The 536-nt window shown below is 53.4% G+C and carries 2 protein-coding genes; both read left to right on the plus strand.

Going from position 1 to position 536, the window contains the following annotated elements; translation table 11 throughout:
* The first annotated feature begins 193 nt into the window (after window positions 1-193).
* Window positions 194-388 (plus strand): hypothetical protein, encoded by a 195-nt coding sequence (locus AC1RPH_RS07740; protein WP_289854914.1) that lies wholly within the window; start codon window positions 194-196, stop codon window positions 386-388.
* Window positions 385-536: DUF4326 domain-containing protein (locus AC1RPH_RS07745; RefSeq protein WP_438451379.1), on the plus strand; the 152-nt coding region annotated here is incomplete at its 3' end. The genes AC1RPH_RS07740 and AC1RPH_RS07745, both read left to right, overlap by 4 nt.

The raw sequence follows: 536 nt of genomic DNA on the forward strand, positions 1-536 counted from the left end.
GTACTGTCCAGTCTGCAAGCTGCCGGAAAAGACACTCCGTGCCGAGATCAAGAAGGCATACAGGAACGGAAAGGCTGCGGGCCACGTGCCGATCCGGGGCATGGCCGAGCGTGCTGTGGCCGCTAAAAAGAAACGCCGTAGTAAATAAGGAACGTGAGGGACTTAGGTCCCTCTTTTCCGTTGGGAGAACACTTTGAATTTCGTTGTCAAATATCAGCGCCAATGTATACCGTCGATCGAACGTATCAAGAGCTTGCTGGATTTGCCCGGCGTCGTGCGGGCACAGCGACTGGATCAGGTCTACGCAGACCTGCGCGTCGAGGATGAGGACGTGCAAACATTTCTCAAAGCGCTAAAAGATGTGAACGACTGGAAACTGAGCATATGAACCACCCTCTTGTGCGAAATCACAAGGAAGAGTATGATGTGTACATTGGCCGTCCCTCGCGCTGGGGAAATCCGTTTTCCCTCAAGGGCATGACACGAAAGGAGAGCCTTGCGTGCCACAAAAAGTGGATTGACGGCCTAATCGAGGC

Source organism: Dellaglioa sp. CoH-57-MRSF-16, from assembly GCF_056782055.1.